The organism is Flavobacterium soyae (assembly GCF_045348165.1).
GTDB classification, from domain to species: domain Bacteria; phylum Bacteroidota; class Bacteroidia; order Flavobacteriales; family Flavobacteriaceae; genus Flavobacterium; species Flavobacterium soyae.
This window is the reverse complement of the sequence record NZ_CP150845.1, coordinates 3,538,929-3,557,901: the sequence shown is the minus strand read 5'-3', so window position 1 is coordinate 3,557,901 and position 18,973 is coordinate 3,538,929. Positions and strand designations below refer to the sequence as shown.

The following is an 18,973-nucleotide window of genomic DNA, read 5'->3' as shown; positions in this document are numbered from 1 at the left end:
TAGTAGAATCATATTAACAATTTTCAATATCTTTCAATTTCATGTTGGGCATATTGTATGCATCTGCTATCAATTTTGCTGAATGCAATATACCTTCTGGAGAATACCCCAGATTGGCTATCATAAGTTCATTTGCTCCTGAAATCTTTTGAAATTCATTCAACCTGCTTACTACTTGGTCTGCAGTTCCATATATCATTTTTTGATTCCAACTTTCCAATACATGCCTTTCCGAGTCACTATAGAAGTAAGTTTTCAATTCTTCCGGACATGGAATAACATAGGATTTTCCACTCATCATGCGTAACATACTATGTGAAAAAGAATGTGTTTGGATTTTTGCTTCTTCTTCATTGTCTGCTGCAAATACAGAGAAACAGGCAATAGTATATGGGCGATCGAGGACCTTTGACGGTTTAAAATTCTTTTTGTAAAGTTCAAATGCAAATAACATATTTTCCGGAGCCAACTGTGCGGCAAAGGCAAAGGGTAATCCAAGTTTTCCTGCCAATTGTGCAGAATATCCCGAAGACCCTAACAACCATACCGATGGGCTTTCAAAAGATCGCGGTATGCCGTTTTCACGATCTTGCCTGGGTCCCGGAACGGCGAAAACCCCATCCTTAAACGGGTGTCCTACCGGAAAATCATCTTCTAGAAAATGTAATAATTCCGTCAACTGATCAGGAAAATCTTCAGCTCCAATACTATCGCGACGGAGTGCTGATGCAGTGGGCCCATTGGTACCTGGTGCACGACCTATTCCCAGATCAATACGTCCCGGAGCCATAGCTTGAAGCATACCGAACTGTTCGGCAACTACCAAGGGAGGGAAATTTGATAACATCATTCCACCAGATCCCAGTCGTATCTGTTTAGTTTCGCCTATAAGTCTAGAAAGCAACATTGCCGGTGACGAAGTAGAAACAGCGGGCATACTATGATGTTCAGCTACCCAGTAACGAGCGAATCCACGTTGGTCCGCAAATCTTGCCAGTTCAATACTGTTGTTAAGGGCCTGCGCAGCCGAATATCTTTTTCCTGTTGTAGCCACATCCAAAATTGACAAAGGTACCGGAGCGTCTCCTTGTTTTATAAGAGAATGAAAATAAGCCGGCTTATTACGAAAGCGATCTTTGTTACTATCTTTATTTCTCATGACTTACTAATTTTATAATATTTTACAAAATTATCACAGTATAAAAGAGAATATGATACCAAAAACTATTTAAACACTACCATTTTGATAATCAGAACCACACCTAATTACTATAGAGTTTGTTACCGCCTCTGCAAAAATAATAGAGATAATTCGTAGAATTAAATATACTCAGCAATATCCGTCAAAAAGGACCTTGAGAAAATTATCCCAAATATGAAATACTTGTAGCCCTATAAATACAACTTAGAATAAACTAATAGCTTTTTAATTCTTTTGGGTTTACTGTCCATATGCTACTTTGTGCATAGCTCAGAATTCTGTAACACTTAGAAGAGAAAGAACTTCCATAACCATCCATTATAATGTTTTATTTCTTATTCTTCGTTTTTATTTTCTTAGAATTCCTATACGGTTTCCATTGTATTTTACTGAAACCCCCAGTCTCCTATTTTCGATACCAATACCATTTGATTCGTCAACCCACACGATATTAAACACGCGATTTTCAATTAATCCATTAAAAATCCCCCCTTTTCGTTTACCAATTATAAGGGTTTGTTTTTGTTCATTCCATTCAAAAGGTATTATAGAAAATGCTCCTTTCTCATAGTTGTAATTTATTCCTTCATCCTCATAAAGCTCAAACTTGCCATTGGCGCCTTTATATACTCTAATTTCAAGGGTGTCTGCTGGCTTTTCGTTTGTGTACTGCATTTTTTCAGCCATTGGAATGATAGAACCCGATTTCACATATAAAGGAATAGTTGAAAGAGATGCAGCTGTTTTTACCATTTGTCCTCCATCATAATGTTTCCCTGTCCAAAAATTAAACCATCCTGATTCGCTTTTAGGCAAATAAACGTCCCAATTTTCCACTCCTTCTGAAATAACCGGAGAAACAAGAAAAGATGTCCCAAACATATACTGATAATTTTGCTCCAGTGCTTTTGTGTCATTTGCAAAATCCATTATCAGTGGACGCATCAAGGTTCCGTTTTTAAAGGTTATGTCTGCTGCTTGGGAATAAATATAGGGAAGCAGACGATAACGAAAGTTTAAATATTTTAAAGATTCGCCTTCTAGTTTTTCACCATATCTCCAGAATTCAGTATTCGTTTGATATCCATGTACTCTTTGTAAAGGACAGAATGTAGCAAACTGAAACCATCTTAAAAAACGTTCGTGAAATTTAGTATCTGTGTATTGACTTTCTCCGGGACGGAAAAAACCTCCTGCATCAAAAGTCCACCAGGGTAATCCGGTTATCGAATAATTTAATCCAGCTGTTAGTTGTCGACGTAGGGTTTCCCAGTCGTTGCCTATATCTCCGCTCCAAACTGCTGTTGCGTAACGCTGTTGTCCGGAAAATCCGCTTCTTGTAAGAATAAAAACTCTTTTGTCCGGAGCATCCTTACGAGAGCCCTCATAGACAGTTTTCGTCACGTACATCGGATAAACATTTCGCATTTGCTCTCCGGGAATTGTTCCATTATTTATTTTTCTATTTACTAAATCATCATTTTCCGGTTCAGTAGCATCCTGCCACCAGGCATCAATATCATAAGGTTTTAAGAGCTTTTCACTAAAACTCTTCCAATAATAATTTGCTGCATCAGGATTAAAAAAATCAATCCATTGGGTATTTGGGATATAATAATTTTTCTTATCAAATTCTTTACCAAGTACACTTTCTTTATCTATTTTGGACCAAACGGAAAGCATCAGTCGCATATTCATTTCATGTAATTCCTTTACCATTGCAGACGGATTTGGATACATTTCTTCATCAAATTTCATCGAATTCCAACCGTATTTCCCCCAATATTGCCAATCCTGAACAATTAGATCCATTGGTATTTTTTTCTCTCTGAATGCTCTGGCATTTTCAAGTAAATCATCTTGAGTCGTAAAACGCTCCCGGCAATGAATATAACCTAATGACCATATAGGCATAAGCGGAGCCTGTCCAGTGAGATTACGATAGCTTGAAATAACCTCATCTGAATTCCCGACAAAAACAACATAATCCAGCCTATCAGCAACAGGAGATCTAAAAACTGTTTCATTTATAACTTTACGATAATATACTACAGGAAGATCATTTTTTTCTCCTGTAACCATAATCTCGTGTTTTCCTGAAGTTAGTTTGACCAATGTACTGGTTATTGGTGGCAGCCAATGGTTTTTAAAATTAAGAATCTCTTTACCATCAATTGTCAATTGCCATTTTCTGGCCATTTTTTGACCAACATCTAACAAGATAGCATATTCACTATTATCTTTTACAGTAAAATTTCCGGTAAAAACACCATCTTGACGAGTTTCCTTTTGTGTTCCGTTAGTAGTTGTAACATCGACAGTAATAGCTTCCCCACTTGTACCTACAGGCTTTAAATTTACAATGGAATCAACTGGATTAAAATCGGTAAGTCCATAATTATGCCATAACAAACCATACCCTTTGCTTGACATAACAAATGGAATAGCGATTTGTGTATTCACTTGGCTTAGCCTTCTGGGCAATCCCTTTATATTCAAATATCCGTCCTGAAACTGACCTGTACCAAACAGATATTCATCAGGTAAAGAACTAAAACCTTGTTCAACAACATAACATGGTTCTCCTTGTATTGAACTTTGTTTCAAAATCCGACTATCTGGTTTTTCGCTAAGAAACACCTTGCCCTCATGATTGCGATAGGACAATGCTCCACTCTTTTTATCAACTACAACAGTCATTTTTGATGTGGCAATTTCAATTAGGGAGTTGGACTCAGAAATCTTAAAATCAGGTACCTTAACTTTTGACGTAAAAACTAATTCAGGAATTTGACTTTTCATCTCCAAACCATACTGAACTCTTACAGTATTTTCGGTTAAAGGACTTAAATACAGTTCTCCTTTATCGAGAGTTATAACTATTTTATTGTTATGTTTTTTATAGCTCTTAACCACTTGTCCAATACAAAACGTTGGAATAAGTAAGGCCAATAGAATTGTTATTTGCTTCATTTTTTTCATTTATATAAGGACAAAGAGCTTTCTTTCTGTCTAAAATTTATTTAAATTTATTTTTCTATAACAGCTACAAATCATCCTCTTGGAAGACATTCCACATTCAAAACATCTTCTTTTTTTACTTTTATAACTTTGACAGCAAATGACTTATCATTTTCCCCGTCTTTAATAAGCTTTAATTTAAAATTTCCTTTGCCAAGAAAATCAAAGTTTATTTTTAATGTTTGTAATTTGTCCTTGCCATTAAGTCCGCCCAGATACCATTGATTTCCTTTTTTTCGAGCGATAATAATTTTTTCTCCAGGATAACCCTCCAGAAGTTTTGTATTGTTCCAGCTTACAGGAACATTTTTTTAGAAATTCTTTGGGTTCCAGAGGCAAACTTTTATACCCTTCTGGTCTGTCGACAAAATGCTGAAAACCGGATTCAAAAACTACAGATAATGCCAATTCATGAGCAAATGAAGTAATGTGAGGATGTTGCGAATTTGTAAAAGTTACTGGTTTTTATTTTACATTTTTAAACAGGCTCTAACAATTAATTGCAGTTACCTTTATCATTATAAGAAATTTTACTCGATTTCAAAAGTAATAGCTGTAGCAAATGGCATATTCTTAGGGCAAATTATCAATAAGCCATCAGTTGTATCTTTCCATTTTAACTTTCCTTTGTAACCTAACAACTTAACCTTTTTGACTTTCTTACCATAATGCTTTGCATCTGTACCAAGAGACTTAATTTTTATTTGAGTATTCGGAGCTGGTACATTCATACAAAAGGCATACAGTTTATTGTTTTTTCCAACTGTAAATCGGATATCCTGAGCATCAAACTTAAATTCAGCTTGACTACGACCCAATTTTCCTCCAGGAAGCATTTTCAACTTACCATTAACCGTTTCTCCTTCGGCTGGAATTACCCAAGCATGGCTTCCATATACTCCTTCTCCATTGAGTCGCATCCAATTTCCTACTTCTTTTAACATTTTTTGACTTTCTTCATTAATTGAACCGTCAGGCAATAAAGAAATACATATTGCAGCATTTCCATCACGTGCTATAGCTTCAATTATATAACGGATCATCATACCTGAATCATAAGTAAAGTCTGGAGCATAAAACCAATCTCCTACCGGAGCTTCAGCAATCCAGGGCTGGTCTTTTTTAATTTCTGAAGGAATACCAAACTCCTCGGTATTTACTGTACCATTAGTATTATGGCGAAACTTAACAATGCTAAAAGTATTTACCTCACCTCGACTCTCTAAACTTCGATTGTAAAAATCAGCTATAACACTTTGCATCGCATTCGCTTTTAAACCTGTTCCTGTTCCATCTCCTGTAAATGGTCCCTGAACAGTGCCATCAGTATAAATAAAATCAGGATCGTAATTTTTTACAACATCCATCATTCTTAAAGCCCAATTTGTTGCATACCATTTAGCATATCCTAAATGATTACTAAATATTCCTGCTGGTGGTGGTGACCATTCAGTATGTGCTTTTTCTTCTACTCCTTTGTATTCTCTTAAATCGATACCATAAAGCATTTTTGGATCGTATCCTTCCCACCATTTCCCTTTACCATCAGCAAGCGTAAGATGACCATCATAAGGAATTCCTTTTTTAGGGCCTTCTTTATCGCTTCCAAATGCTGTTTGCCACCACCACCATGTGTACTCGTGATGGAAAGTTACTCCGTATCGCATTCCGTTTGCTTTACAGGCTTTTGCCCATTCGCCAATCAAATCTCTTTTAGGACCAATATTTACTGAATTCCAAGGTTGGTATTTAGAATTCCATAAATCGTAATTATCATGATGCACTCCTTGAATCATTAAAAAACGAGCACCTGCATCCTGATAAATTTTTGTAAGTTTCTCCGGATCAAGCTTTGTAGGGTTCCAATCACGCAAAACTTCTTTGTATCCAACTTCCGAAGGATGTCCATATCTTTTCACATGATTTTCATAAGCCTTTTTATCTGTCTTATAAAGATTACGTGCATACCAATCACCGCTTTCTCCCGCAGCTTGTGGTCCAAAATGAACCCATATACCAAACTTTGCCTCACGAAGCCATGCGGGCTCACCAGGGTAATTTTTCTCAATTGATTCCCATGTTGGCTCAAAAGGTCCTTTTGCAATAGGTAGTTCTAATTTTACCTCAGAAAATGTTTCCAAATCTCCCATTTTCACACTATTTATAGGTAATGAAGCAGGTATAGCTGGCATAGGATTTTTATCCTGAGCATAAACACTAAACTGAAGTAGGGATAAAAGCGTGAATAAAATTTTTGTTCTCATTTTTTTATTTCTATTATTTGTTATCTGAAGCTTTTTTGCAGCGCATTGCTTCATAAATTTTATATATGAACATTCTAAACTAGCAACTTAAATTATTTAATAAAAGCATTAAGAATATTGATTTGTCCTAATAAGGAGATAAATAAAATCCTGCTAATGCTGACATCTCTAATTTTAAAGCACTTCTTCTTTTCATATATAATTAGTTATTACTTTTAATTTCGTCGTCATAAAAAAAATCATTTCCTGTTTAAAAAACAGGAAATGAAAACATTTAATTAGGATATCCCGTGTTTTGAGTCAATTTTGTATTAACATTTCTTTCCGCTTGAGGAATTGGCCATAATTCATTAGTTCCTTTAACAAAATTTCTTTTTTGGTATATCAAATATCCATCTTTATCAACATCAAAGGCAGTATAATTAGCAGGGTCATTTGTTAATTTCATACCTGTAAATTGACGATTCAATTTTTCGGCAGCAATTCCCCATCTCAAAATATCATAATAATGAAGTCCTTCAAAAGCAAACTCTACTTCACGCTCCGTTCTAATTTTATTTCTTAATTCAACTATATTAGTAGTTGTTACTGCAGGCATGTTTACATCTGCTCTTGATCTAATTTTGTTAATTGTCTCATCTAACAATACTTGATTTATAGTTTCTCCAGCTTCTAATTTTGATTCTAAATAACTCAACAACACTTCTGCGTAACGAATAATACTCCAATTTCCACCATAATTCATTAGATTACCGGTATATGAAGGATCTATAAATTTATTAATAGAATAGCCACTCCAGTTGTATCTGGTAATTCTATCTGGAGAATTACTATCAGGCCTACTTACAAATGTTTTACCTTGAAAAACGGTTCTATCCGAAATCATAATTGTATAATCTAACCTAGGATCTCTATTATTATACGGATTTGAAGAATCATATAAAGGAGAGTCTTCTATACTTAAACCATCTGTACATTGAAACTGCTTAACTAATTCGTTATAAGGAGAAAATTGATGCCAACCTCCAAACGCTTCTGGATAGAGATACTGAGGAAGAACATGTGCATATACATCTTCTTTGTATTGAGACGTAAGAATAAATTCTTTATTTATCTCATTTTGAACATTAAACATTGTTTTATAACTAGGGTTTAAAGTGTAAGTCTGACTATCTATTATTTTTTTATAGGTAACTGCAGCTGCATCCCATTTTTTATTAGCCATTTGTACACGTCCTAAAATTGCTAAAGCAGCACCAGAAGTAATACGTCCATCTTCAGTAGTTGGACGGGTTGATGGCAAATTCACATAACTTTCCGATAATTCAGTTTCAACAAAATTCATAATATCTATTTTTGGAGTACGCGCAATACTATTAGCTTCGTCAATAGTTAAAACCTTAGTAAAGAATGGTACATCTGAAAAGAAAAAAGCTAAATTAAAATATTGATAAGCTCTTATCGTTCTAATCTCACTTTTCATCATTGCCTTTGTTTTTGAATCCATTACAATGTCGTCAATATGAGAGAGGAAATTATTACAAGTTACAATTTTTCTATAAGAGTTATCCCAATATGCTTCTACAGCCCAATAGGATGGATCTAATGTCCCATTTGTAAAACGATCTGGAATTAATTCTTTTTCAGATCCAAGACCTGCCATAAAATCAAGATATATAATTCCTCTGGGAGTCCAAAAATCTTCTCCACTCCATGCGCCTCCATTATTGTAACAACCTACCAAAGCTAATTTTGCATCGGATTCTGATTTCCAAAAAGTAGCATCAGAAACCGCATCAAGCGGATTTTTTTCGAAGAAATCATCGGAACAAGCATTGTTAGAAATAACAAGCACAAGTAGGCAAAACCTTAAAGCCAAGTTTCTAATTTTTCTGTATTGTTTAATATTAGTGATCATAATTTTATATTTTTTTAACAGATTAGTATTTCTAAAAGTTTAAGTTTATTCCTAAAGCATATACACTTGTAATAGGGTAGAAAGGGCTATTATCTCCTGTTGACTGACTCATTTCCGGATCCCATCCTTTATAAAAACTATTAAATGTGTGTAAGTTTTGACCTGTTACATATAATCTTAATTTCTGAATTTTTAATACATTCAATAAATCCTTCGGAAAATTATATCCTATTTGAATATCTTTAATTCTTAAAAAGCTAGCGTTTCTATCCCAAAATGTAGATGGACTAATTGTTCCACTGCCTTGATTAAGACTTGTTAGTTTTATGTATTTAGCATTAGGGTCTGGATTTTCTGTAGTCCATCTATTATCGGCTTGCCATTGTTGAACTTGTCCACCATTGTAAAATGCATACGCTTGATAAGAACCAATTTGTCTACTAAATCCGGCTAATCCTTGTAAAATAAGTGAGAAATCAAAACCTTTATAATCTATTTGCAAATTAGCTCCAAAAGAATATTTTGGAAAATAACTACCAATAACTTTACGATCATAAGTTGCATCTACTTTTCCATCTGGAACTCCATTAGGACCACTAATATCTTTATATTTCACAAACCCTGGCTCTGCTGCATAAGGCTGCGTAGGATAATTAGTTATTTCATTTTGATTTACAAACAACCCATCCGCTACATAACCATAAGTTGAATTTACAGAATGACCTACAAATAGACCTGCATTTATATCTTGATTTAAACCATTAGACAATTTGGTAATTCTATTATTGGTATAAGTAAAATTAGGTGATAGACTAAAATTAAGATTTCCAATTTTATCTTGATAATTTAGTAAAACTTCAAAACCTGAATTTCTCACTTCTCCTGCATTTACAGTTGATGGATTAAGACCTAGTACTCCCGAAACACTTGTCTGATACAAAATGTCTGACGTGATTTTGTCAAAGTAATCTAAAACCATAGTTAATTTTCCTTTAAATAAATCGACATCCAATCCAATATCTGTAACCGTAGTAGTTTCCCAGCTAATATCAGCATTAGAAAGTGTTGTCAATCTAGCTCCGGAAACAAGACTTCCTCCAAAAGTATAATTCTGACCCAAACTAAGAACATTTTGATATGGATAATTCCCTATGTTTTGATTTCCAAGTTGCCCCCATGATGCTCTAAATTTCAAATTTTCCATCCATTTCACATCTTTTAAGAAGTTTTCTTTAGATACTTTCCATCCTACTGATACCGATGGGAAGAAGCCCCATCTTCCATCTGTTGGAAATCTTGATGTTCCATCGTATCTACCATTTATTTCAAGTAAATAACGATCATTAAATGAGTAGTTAATTCTTCCAAAATAAGATCTTAACCCCCATTCGTTAGCTGAACCCGAGGATTGCATATTGCTTGGTGAACCCGCATTAAGCTCATACAAAAGATTATTCGGAAAATTATCTCGAGAACCAGTAACGTATTCAAAATGATACTCTTCTTGAGAAAAACCTGCTAAAACACTGATACTATTTTTATTAATATCTACGGCATATTTCAAAAGAGATTGCAATGTAATGGTATTATCAAAACCGGAGCTTACTCTAAGACTATTAGGCCCTAAATATTTATTGGCATCAAATCTAAAATCCGAAACAAATTCTTTATCACGATAATTGGTATAACGATAACCCACTTTTCCACTCAATGTAAAGTTTTTCATGAAATCCCAAGCTAATTCAGTTCCTCCTAAAAATAATTTATTCTTTCTATTAGTAAAAGACTCACTGTCTAACCAAGCTTCTGGACTGTAATTATCTTGATATCCATAGGTACCATCTGATTTTTTTCCTGCAAAAATAGGGCCTTCTCGCACTGCAAAATTAATCATGTTAGTCATATCCCCATTGAAATGACGAGGTTCATCCGTATTTGCTGCATACCCACTTAAATTGGTCTTAAGCTTTAAATTTCTTTTTATTTGGCTATCAAAATTCAATTGAAAATTATATCTTTTATAACTATTTTCAGCTACTATTCCATCTTGATCAAGTATTCCTAAAGAAAGAAGGAATGAGTTCTTTTCATCACCGCCGGTGAAACTAAAATTATGACTCATTTGCAGACCCGACCCCGATTTCAAAAGATTTTTTAAATGCGGAACATTCGGATAATTATCTGGATTGGATTGATTTCTAAATAATTCTATTTCAGCACTTGTATAAGAAGGGCCGCTATTCATATTTGCGTTTGCTTCATTACGCAAGGCAGCATAGGTAGCAGAATCAACAAAGTCTGGAAGAGCAGTCACTTTTTGAAATCCAACATAACTATTATAACCCACTGTTAATTGTCCTTTTCTACCTCTTTTAGTTTCAATAAGAATTACACCATTCGCTGCACGAGTACCATAAATAGAAGCAGATGCTGCATCTTTTAATATAGAAATACTTTTAATATTATTTGGATCAACATCATTTAGCGAACTAGCAAGACCATCAATTAAAACTAAAGGATCATTTCCTGCTCCAGAAAAAGTACCTATTCCACGCAAACGAACTGTAGCGCCGTCATTACCAGGGCGTCCTGAACCTTGTTGTACTGTTACACCGCTTGCTAAACCTGCCAAGGCTTGGGATGCTTGAGTAATAGGACGATCATCTATTAGCTTTGCTGAAATTGAACTAACAGATCCTGTTAAATTTACCTTCTTTTGGTTACCATAACCCACAACAACAACTTCTTGTAGTTGACTTAATTCTCCTTTTAAAGAAATATTAAAAACGGTTTGGTTCGAGACAATCACTTTTTGAGTAATGAACCCCAAAAATGTAAAAGTCAATCCATCATTTTTCGACACATTGATAGTAAAATTACCATCAAAATCTGTTGTAGTAGATTTTTTTGTACCGTCAACAACAATATTTACTCCTGGAATTATTTGTCCATCAATAGATGAAGTAACATGTCCTTTTACAGGAAAATCCTGAGCATTGGCAAAAAGCCCGATAAACAATATCATATAAAATATTGTTTTTTTTTTTAAAATTCTGGTCATAATTGGTTTGGTTTTTTAAGGTTAAAAAGCGTTCTAAAAATGGTTAAGGAAATATTTTACATTAAGGAGTATATTATAGATTTTCGTTTTATTTTATTTAAACAACAGTGATTACATCTAAAAAAGCAAACTAACAATTAATTTTAAAAATTCATTAACATTAAATAAAATAAGTATACTGTAATAATTTTAGATTAAAATTTAATTATTAATATTTTATTACTTTAATTTGCATTAATACAATAAAACAAATGTAAAATATACACATGTAGAATTGATTATTCAAAAACGATCATTTATTATTCAAAAACGGTATTTTGTAATTATAATATCATTATGTCCAACAATACTTTTAAATACTCTTTCTCATTATTACATATTGATTATGTAAAACTCAATCATAACTGGAATTATAATAGTGTGATCAGTCCCTATTATCGAATTTATTATATAGATGACGGAGCCGGATTTATTTCTGATAGTTCGACCCCTTGGGCTTTAGAGCCAGGTTATCTTTATCTTATTCCCAGTTTTACGATTTGCAATCTGAGTTGTGACCTGTATTTAAGTCAATATTTTATTCAGTTTTTCGAAGAGTCTCCTGACGGGATTTCTTTGTTCAATAATAATAGAAAAGTGATAAGATTAGCTGCTACAGAACTTGATGTAGACCTTATTAAAAAAATGTTGCAAAATAATCCCGGAAGAGGGATTAATAGATCATACAATCCGAAAGTATATGAAAAAGAAGCTTTTTATAAAGAATATCTCTCACTTAATAATGCAATGAAAACATATCTTAAGTTTGAAAATCAGGGTATCCTTCTTCAATTAATTTCGAGATTCTTGAGTACTAAAGATTTTAGTACAAGCCAACAACAGGTTACATCTTCTAAAATATCAGATACAATGAGTTATATACAGCTTCACTTGAGCGAAAATATTACGGTGGCTCAATTAGCCCAAAGAGCCAATCAGAATCAGGACTATTTTTCTAAACAATTTCTTGCCCATACAGGACAAAGGCCCTTAAACTATATCCATGAAAAAAAAATCGAAAGAGCACAATATCTTATTGCAACCAGTGATAAAACATTTTTGGAAATTGCTTTAGACACCGGATTCTCAAACTTACCTCACTTTTCAAAAATATTCAAACAAATAGTGAGCCTGACTCCGGGAGAATATCGCCATCAGAATAGTAAACCTTCCATTTAATTTTATACCTGAGCATTTTCAATATAAAGCGTTTGGAAGAAATAGTATACTGCAATAATTGCTTTTTGTATAATATAATTCCAGAATACTAAACTAAATTTTCCAATCCAAAAGCTGCTATCTGATCAATGATTGGTAGCGTTTTCAAACCAAGTTCTGTTAATTTATATTCGACCCTTGGAGGAATTTCCGGGTATGCTTTTTTATTGACCAATTTATGCTCAACCAGAGAATTCAATTCCTGTATCAGCATTTTTTCACTAATACCTACTACAGCTCTTTTAAGTTCTCCATATCTAATCGTTCTGGAGTTAATCTGATACAAAATCATCATTGTCCATTTACCACTCAAAATGTTCAATGATTTTTTTACAGGGCAGTTTGTATCACAAGCATTAATTATTTTTAGACTTTTTTCCATTGATTTTCAATATTTCTAACTAATTGGTAAGTACCCAACCAAACCGTAAGTACTTGTACAAAAGTAAGTTATTAATTAGCTTTACCAAAATTAAACCACTAAAATAGAAAAAATATGAAAATATTAGTATTTGGCGCCACAGGTTCACAACAGTTTCATGTAATTGAAGAAGCAAAAAATAAAGGAGCAGTAGTTTACGCTGCAACAAGTTCAGAAAAAAGCTTTACAAAACTGGAAAAGGCAGGTGCAATCCCAGTATTAGGCGATATGTCTGATGCCGAAAAAATGAAAGAAATCACTAAAGAAATTGACACTATTGCTTTGTTGATTCCAGTTTCCTTACCTAATCCGGCAGATGGATTTCAATTTGCCAAAAATGTAATAGATGCCGCTAAGGAAAATGGCGTAAAAATGATAGTTTGGAATACCAGCGGGTTTTTGGCACCACAAAAATTAGGAATTCCTATGGAAGATGTAAAGCTAGACACAAAAGAATATCTTAAAAATTGCGGAGTACCGTATGTTATTATTGAGCCATCTATTTATGCCGAAAATTTGCTGGCTCCCTATACAACCGATTATGTGAAAAGTGAAAGAAAAGTAGCTTACCCAACTCCAGAAAATATGCCTATTGGCTATATTGCATCAAGAGATGTTAGTGCCTTTGTGGTAGAAGCTTTATACAAACCAGAGCTATCTGGACAATCATTTCTTGTGAGCGGTTTAGATGACCTGAAAGGAAATGGTCTTGCCGAAAAATTCTCTATTGGCTTGAATGAAAAAATTGATTTCTATGCAATGCCTCCACAAGAATTTGGAGATAAATTAAGCATTCTTGTTGGAGAAGAAAGTGCCAGAGGTGTGCAAGGGTATTATGAAATGTTGGCCAGTCTTCCAGTATATCCAACAAAATTCAATCCTAACTTGCAAGAGGTTTTAGAAAAACTGCCTGTAAAAATGACTCCAATGGAAGAATGGGTTAAAATACATAAAGATTTTTTTATTGTCTAAATTGTTTAAAAAGCAACGGGAATATCAAAATATTCTTGTTGCTTTTTTTTTATCATTTCAAATTCTAATAAGATCGTATTTTGGTTTATAAATTAATTTGCTTAAGTTTTATTTTCATTACATACCTGAACCTCAAATAAAGCAGAACAGACGATGTTAACAAACCAAGAGTTAAACCGTACCAAATTCCCGTAATCCCTACATTAAAATGAATACCAATAATGTAACAAGACGGAAGACCGATTATCCAATACGCAACAAAGGTTATAAAAGTTGGAATATTGACATCTCCCATTCCTCTAAGAGCACCTAATCCCACCACCTGAGTACCATCAAAGAGCTGGAATATTCCGGCAATAATTAATAATTGTGCAGCCACTGCTATAACATTAGCATCGCTTGTAATCAGATAAGGCAGGTATTGATTAAAAAGTGTAAAAACAACCGCAAAGAAAAGCATGAAAGCAATAACCAGATGATACGAAACCTCAGCAAACTTCTGAAGTCTTGCGTAATTCTTTTTTCCAAAACTATTTCCAATTTTAATAGTTGCTGCCGATGCTATCCCACCTGCCATCATATAGGTCATTGCAACAAGGGTTATGGCTGTCTGATGTGCAGCCTGTTCTCTTGCCCCTATATGGCCAGCCATTAAAGCTGCAACCGCGAAGGCTCCTATTTCAAATACGTATTGCATTGCTACAGGTAATCCTATTTTTATCACTTTTAGGATTTTTGAAAAATCGATAAACTTTACTGAGAAATACTGTAAATAAATTTTAAAATGATCTGATCGAAGTACATACCATGCCATTACCAGCATCATTAAAATTCTATCTATCAAGGTTGCAATTCCAACTCCTTTAACTCCCATCGGTTCAATACCAAAGATTCCTTTTACCAAAATCACTGCAATAATGACGTTAAGAACATTTCCCCAAATCGTTATGGTCATGGCTTGTTTTGTAAAACCAAGTCCTTCTGCAAACTGCTTGAAAGTTTGAAAAATCATCAGAGGAAGAATCGATAAACTTAAAATTAGCAGATAGGGTTTTGCCGTTTCTACAACCTGAGGATCCTGATCCGCATGCTGCATGGCAAACATGGAGCCAAAGTATACCACCAAAAAAAGAAGAATTGCAGATACTATATTAAGCCATAAGCTGTTAGAAAGAAGTCGGGCACATTCCTTAAAATTTGACTTTCCATTTTCTTGTGCGATCAATGGTGTCAACCCATAAGCTATTCCTAACCCAATAACCAAAACCACCATAAAAACAGAATGAACCAGCGAAACAGCAGCAAGCGATATGGTACCGGCATAATGACCTATAATAATTGTGTCAACGGTCTGTACTAAGGTATGACCCAGCTGTGAAATTACAACAGGTCCTGCCAATGCTATTGTACTTTGATAATATATTTTATTGGGTTTGTATTTTTTGAACATATTAAACTGTATGACTGCCTAAGGCAGATTAAACGCAAAATTACCACGCAGTAAATTATATTTACAGGACAGCATTCTTGTACTTTTTTTATAATTTCCTACTTGGCGAGACCTATGAAAATATACCATTTTGATAATCTGAAAGAAACTGACTACTGGTGATGCCGGTTTGGGTCTTGAAAAACCGCATCATATGTCCGGGTTCAGAAAAATGAAGAGAATAGGCTATCTCAGCTATAGTCTTCCCGGAATGTATCAGGTCATTTTTTATTTCAAACAACAGTCTCTGCTTTAGCAGTTCTGTAGCAGTAACGTTAAACTGTTTTTTCACACAAGTATTAATTGAGATCCTGCTCACATTTAATAAATCCGCATAATGGTCAATTCTCTGTTTCTGCCTGATATGCATTTCCAATAACTGCTTGAACTGGTATGCATAATTATTTTCAGCCCTTTCAATCGAAAGATTGTTTTTCTCTGCATATACCCTGTTGAACTTCAAAAGCAGGTAGTAGGTAAGAGAGCGTATGATGTGAATACTGTCTTTCCTGCTCTCTACTAGTTCTGATTTGATTTCCATAAGCTGATCAAGCGCTTTTTGAAGTTCTTCTTTTTCAATTGTAATATTTAAGGGATAATTCAACTGATAGAAATAAAGAAGTCGATACGTAAAGAATTTGTCTGAGAAAAAATCGTTTAAAAAATTTTCCTGAAAAACCAAAACAGTGAAGTCAAGCCCCTCTTTATCCAAGAGCCATTGTCTTTTCTGAAAAGGTGAAATAAAAATAATTGTATTGTCAGTAATACTAATTTTCTGCTGATTTAAAATCAAGGATCCCTTTGCAGTCTTAAAAAGCAAAATTTCAAAAAAGTCGGTGTTATAAGTATCACGCTCCAAATATTTTTCACTTAGCACATCTCCGTGCAATACATTGAGAAGCACCTCAACACCGCATTCGGTTTTATGAAATTTGACTGTTTTCATTTTTATCTGATTAGTTTTTAATGTACTAAAATGGTTTCTATAATTCCTTAACTGGGTACTCACATATTATAAATAAATACCACCCGTCCTATCAACTCTTCTCACTGGAAAAAATTGTAAAACTCTTTCGAAAGACGGAATTTTTGTAAAGCCATACAGCTCCTAATATTATTATTGACATTAGCAGAACCTGAAAATAAAAATAGGCATAAGAAGCATTATACAGCACCATAGGCAGGATTGCCATCGCATACGCCGGAGGGAGCCTACATTTAAATATTCTTAAAATTAAAGATACTGCAGCAATATCTACCAAAACGGCCAGGAGAAGATTATCCAGAAAATGCAAGGCTTGTATTCCGACAAACGAAGCTAAAAACATACAGATCACCTGTTTTTTAAAGGTCGACGCTTCATACGCCTCTTTGTGTACAGCTTCATATCCCGTTACAATTACCGGAGGAATAGCCGCCATAAACATCCATTTTTCCTGATCACAAATCAATATCCAAACTGCAACGAAGAGCATATAAAACAAACCCTCTTTTGAATTCTTTTGTTTTAACCCGCAATTAGTTTTTTCCTTACTGCCAGCTAAAATTAAGTACAATGCTAAGGCAGAGGTTAAAAGCAAAATTGAAACAATAAAGGAGTAAGAAGTAGCATTGGTTATGACAGGTAGTAAACCTGTGGCCAATGCCGGAGCAAGAAAACTTTTAAAAAGTTTCAACACCAGCATCATAAGGGCTAATATTAAAATAAGCTTTTGTGCCAATCCAATGTCAAGCATGTTGACTAAAAACCCCAATACAGCAGTAATGGAAGGCAGTAAAAATATATGCAAAGGCTGAGAAAGCCATATTGGATTTTGATAGACTAGGCATCCTATAGCCAGCGCAGCAATTTCCGGAAGTATTATTTCCCTGCTGTCAAAAATCATAGAGGCTGCTATCATTAAAATAATGATTGCAAACCCAATGCTACTTTTATTGTACAATATCTTATTCATAGAAAATTATAGCTTATTTGTGTAAATTTACGATTTCATTTACAAATGACTTACAAACGCAAAAATGAGCAGTAATAAATTACAGCCCATTTTATAAAATTGATTTCTTTTACCTCTGTTTACAACAGCAGGTATTGTTCTGTTGTCAAAATTTTACCGTAGAAGAATTCCAATGCTGCCAGAAAGGCATTGTGCACATCAGCAGCCTTAACATCCTGCCCATTAATCTGAAGATCTCTTGTAGCGCAGGCATCACCAATTACCGTGCATTCAAATCCAAAATCAAAAGCCGCCCTTGTCGCTGCATCTATGCACATATGAGTCATCATCCCGGCAATAACCAAATGAGTTATCTCTTTTGATTGTAGATATTCAAGCAGATCGGTACCTCTAAAACTATTAGGAAACTGTTTGGTTATTACTTTCTCCCCTAACAGCGGTTTTACATTTTCATGAATTTCTACCCCCTGTGTTCCAGGAATAAAAAAGGGAACCCCTTCTCCAGATATATGCTGTACATGAACAACAGTGCCATTTTCTTTTCTGAAATGTTCCAGTAATTTTTTTGCGTTTTCACTTGCCCCAATTGGATTTACAAGTTCTAATGCACCATTTTCAAAATATTCTTTCTGTATATCGATTATTAGTAATGCCTTATTCATTTTATCTATTCTTTTTAATTTTTATATCTGTCAAAATTAAAACTTAGCTCAGGAATATCAGATACCAAAACATCTTCAATACATACCATTTTGATAAGCAACATTTTTTATTTATGCTTAACCCATTGGACGCAATTATTTTTAACACATAGAAGCATAGAATTACTAAACTCAAAAAGGCGTTTCACTTGCATTAAAAAACATAGCTGTGTGTGAGAAATGAGTTTCTTTTGATTTCCTCTTTTTTAAATACTTAAAATCTATGTTTCTATGTGTTTAATTAAATTTTTATCTATAAAAAAGAAGCCCTGTGTGTGTCAGCATCAACAGGGCTCCAAACTATCAAAATAAAAAAAGAAACTTCTTTTGTGGACACTTTTTAACTAATACAGTCCCTTTATAAATTGATAATCCTTTTCTAATGGGTTTTCTTTGTTATTCACTTCCTTTGACTTAATCAGCTGAAGTGTAACCGATTTTATTTTTATCAGAAAAACAATTGCAAGAAGTACAAAAATTAAAATCATAATCGAAAAAACTTGTATCATACTATTTTTTTTTAAAGTTAAAAATTCTATTAATTGTTATTCTCTTCCCAAACAGATGAAGCTGTCTGAAGAGTTTCAATTCTACTGTTTTGAGTTTCTTCGATTTCTTTTTCAGATTGATTCTCCATATATATGGCAACCATAATGCAAAAAAAGACAATTACAGGAAAGAGATAATATACTCGTATCATATAAGTCGTTTTA

General features: G+C 34.0%; 14 protein-coding genes. 2 read left to right on the top strand and 12 right to left on the bottom strand.

What is annotated here, in order from left to right:
- Window positions 1–13: 13 nt before the first annotated feature.
- From AABD74_RS15185 to AABD74_RS15160, 6 genes are all read right to left on the bottom strand, one after another.
- A complete protein-coding gene (locus tag AABD74_RS15185; RefSeq protein ID WP_406843417.1) occupies window positions 14–1,159 on the bottom strand; it encodes an LLM class flavin-dependent oxidoreductase in 1,146 nt (381 codons plus the stop codon).
- A gap of 390 nt (window positions 1,160–1,549) precedes the next feature.
- A complete protein-coding gene (locus AABD74_RS15180) occupies window positions 1,550–4,174 on the bottom strand; it encodes a glycoside hydrolase family 31 protein (RefSeq protein WP_406843416.1) in 2,625 nt (874 codons plus the stop codon).
- Window positions 4,175–4,254: 80 nt separating this feature from the next.
- On the bottom strand, window positions 4,255–4,467 hold the full coding sequence (locus AABD74_RS15175; protein ID WP_406845642.1) for a glycoside hydrolase family 97 C-terminal domain-containing protein: 213 nt from the start codon (window positions 4,465–4,467) through the stop codon (window positions 4,255–4,257).
- A 285-nt stretch (window positions 4,468–4,752) separates the two neighbouring features.
- Window positions 4,753–6,486, bottom strand: coding sequence for an alpha-L-fucosidase (locus AABD74_RS15170; RefSeq protein WP_406843415.1), 1,734 nt, complete (start codon window positions 6,484–6,486; stop codon window positions 4,753–4,755).
- 274 nt (window positions 6,487–6,760) lie between these two features.
- Entirely contained in the window at window positions 6,761–8,341 is a 1,581-nt protein-coding gene (locus AABD74_RS15165; RefSeq protein WP_406843414.1) for a RagB/SusD family nutrient uptake outer membrane protein, read from the bottom strand.
- A gap of 94 nt (window positions 8,342–8,435) precedes the next feature.
- The gene (locus AABD74_RS15160; RefSeq protein ID WP_406843413.1) at window positions 8,436–11,465 is read right to left on the bottom strand and encodes a SusC/RagA family TonB-linked outer membrane protein; all 3,030 of its coding nucleotides are present in this window, start codon (window positions 11,463–11,465) and stop codon (window positions 8,436–8,438) included.
- Between the two features lie 336 nt (window positions 11,466–11,801).
- On the opposite strand from AABD74_RS15160, the gene AABD74_RS15155 reads away from it, so the two are divergent.
- The gene (locus AABD74_RS15155; protein ID WP_406843412.1) at window positions 11,802–12,683 is read left to right on the top strand and encodes a helix-turn-helix domain-containing protein; all 882 of its coding nucleotides are present in this window, start codon (window positions 11,802–11,804) and stop codon (window positions 12,681–12,683) included.
- An 88-nt stretch (window positions 12,684–12,771) separates the two neighbouring features.
- Here the strand turns inward: AABD74_RS15155 and AABD74_RS15150 are convergent, their stop codons facing one another.
- Window positions 12,772–13,104: a winged helix-turn-helix transcriptional regulator gene (locus AABD74_RS15150; protein WP_406843411.1), complete on the bottom strand. Its 333-nt coding sequence runs from the start codon at window positions 13,102–13,104 to the stop codon at window positions 12,772–12,774.
- A gap of 114 nt (window positions 13,105–13,218) precedes the next feature.
- Here AABD74_RS15150 and AABD74_RS15145 point away from each other — a divergent pair, with 114 nt between their 5' ends.
- Window positions 13,219–14,115 (top strand): SDR family oxidoreductase, encoded by an 897-nt coding sequence (locus AABD74_RS15145; RefSeq protein WP_406843410.1) that lies wholly within the window; start codon window positions 13,219–13,221, stop codon window positions 14,113–14,115.
- An 85-nt stretch (window positions 14,116–14,200) separates the two neighbouring features.
- Here AABD74_RS15145 and AABD74_RS15140 read toward each other — a convergent pair whose 3' ends face one another.
- The 5 genes from AABD74_RS15140 to AABD74_RS15120 form a co-directional block, all read right to left on the bottom strand.
- Window positions 14,201–15,565: an MATE family efflux transporter gene (locus tag AABD74_RS15140; protein ID WP_406843409.1), complete on the bottom strand. Its 1,365-nt coding sequence runs from the start codon at window positions 15,563–15,565 to the stop codon at window positions 14,201–14,203.
- 112 nt (window positions 15,566–15,677) lie between these two features.
- Window positions 15,678–16,550 carry an AraC family transcriptional regulator gene (locus tag AABD74_RS15135; RefSeq protein ID WP_406843408.1) on the bottom strand — a complete coding sequence of 291 codons (873 nt, stop codon included), beginning with the start codon at window positions 16,548–16,550 and terminating at the stop codon, window positions 15,678–15,680.
- 91 nt (window positions 16,551–16,641) lie between these two features.
- Window positions 16,642–17,559 carry an HPP family protein gene (locus AABD74_RS15130; RefSeq protein WP_406843407.1) on the bottom strand — a complete coding sequence of 306 codons (918 nt, stop codon included), beginning with the start codon at window positions 17,557–17,559 and terminating at the stop codon, window positions 16,642–16,644.
- 119 nt (window positions 17,560–17,678) lie between these two features.
- Window positions 17,679–18,221: a cysteine hydrolase family protein gene (locus AABD74_RS15125; RefSeq protein ID WP_406843406.1), complete on the bottom strand. Its 543-nt coding sequence runs from the start codon at window positions 18,219–18,221 to the stop codon at window positions 17,679–17,681.
- A gap of 577 nt (window positions 18,222–18,798) precedes the next feature.
- Window positions 18,799–18,960: a hypothetical protein gene (locus AABD74_RS15120; protein WP_406843405.1), complete on the bottom strand. Its 162-nt coding sequence runs from the start codon at window positions 18,958–18,960 to the stop codon at window positions 18,799–18,801.
- Between the last annotated feature and the right edge of the window lie 13 nt (window positions 18,961–18,973).

Coding starts and splice junctions, on each gene's coding strand:
- AABD74_RS15185 (WP_406843417.1), bottom strand. CDS start 1,159: ATGAGAAATAAAGATAGTAACAAAGATCGCTTTCGTAATAAGCCGGCT.
- AABD74_RS15180 (WP_406843416.1), bottom strand. CDS start 4,174: ATGAAGCAAATAACAATTCTATTGGCCTTACTTATTCCAACGTTTTGT.
- AABD74_RS15170 (WP_406843415.1), bottom strand. CDS start 6,486: ATGAGAACAAAAATTTTATTCACGCTTTTATCCCTACTTCAGTTTAGT.
- AABD74_RS15160 (WP_406843413.1), bottom strand. CDS start 11,465: ATGACCAGAATTTTAAAAAAAAAAACAATATTTTATATGATATTGTTT.
- AABD74_RS15155 (WP_406843412.1), top strand. CDS start 11,802: ATGTCCAACAATACTTTTAAATACTCTTTCTCATTATTACATATTGAT.
- AABD74_RS15150 (WP_406843411.1), bottom strand. CDS start 13,104: ATGGAAAAAAGTCTAAAAATAATTAATGCTTGTGATACAAACTGCCCT.
- AABD74_RS15145 (WP_406843410.1), top strand. CDS start 13,219: ATGAAAATATTAGTATTTGGCGCCACAGGTTCACAACAGTTTCATGTA.
- AABD74_RS15140 (WP_406843409.1), bottom strand. CDS start 15,565: ATGTTCAAAAAATACAAACCCAATAAAATATATTATCAAAGTACAATA.
- AABD74_RS15135 (WP_406843408.1), bottom strand. CDS start 16,550: ATGAAAACAGTCAAATTTCATAAAACCGAATGCGGTGTTGAGGTGCTT.
- AABD74_RS15130 (WP_406843407.1), bottom strand. CDS start 17,559: ATGAATAAGATATTGTACAATAAAAGTAGCATTGGGTTTGCAATCATT.
- AABD74_RS15125 (WP_406843406.1), bottom strand. CDS start 18,221: ATGAATAAGGCATTACTAATAATCGATATACAGAAAGAATATTTTGAA.
- AABD74_RS15120 (WP_406843405.1), bottom strand. CDS start 18,960: ATGATACGAGTATATTATCTCTTTCCTGTAATTGTCTTTTTTTGCATT.